Genomic DNA, 391 nt, shown 5'->3' with positions numbered 1-391 from the left:
CGCGGTACTTCGCGGATTACGCGGAACATTGGCAAACCTTCATGAACGGCATCGCGTGCGAGCCGGCGCGAACGCTGCCGGCGGCCATCGCGCAGTTGAAGCTGATCGCCGATTCCCGGCAGTCGCCCGTGATCGCACTGATGAAATCGGTCGAATACCAGGGCGGGGCCGGCGCAGTGCGAACCTCGCTGTCCGACACGCTGGTGACCAAAGCGCAGAGCATGCTCGCCAGCAAGGACGACGCGCCGCAAGCGGCAAGCCCCGATCCGGCCGGGCCGTTGGGGGCATCGTTCGGGCCGGTGCTGCGCCTGGTTGCGTCCGGCAATGCTGCCGCGGCCAGCGTCGCCAGTGATCTGAGCCTGCAGCGCTTCACCGAGCGCATCACGATGCT

General features: G+C 67.3%; 1 protein-coding gene. It reads left to right on the top strand.

All coding sequences use genetic code 11. The annotated features are described in order from the left end of the window. Nucleotides 1–391 (top strand): ImcF-related family protein (locus HWX31_RS34705; protein WP_244143928.1); only part of this gene is annotated, 391 nt, incomplete at both ends.

It is taken from the genome of Burkholderia ubonensis (genome assembly GCF_902833085.1).
Lineage (GTDB): Bacteria > Pseudomonadota > Gammaproteobacteria > Burkholderiales > Burkholderiaceae > Burkholderia > Burkholderia ubonensis.
This window is presented reverse-complemented; position numbering and strand designations above follow the sequence as displayed.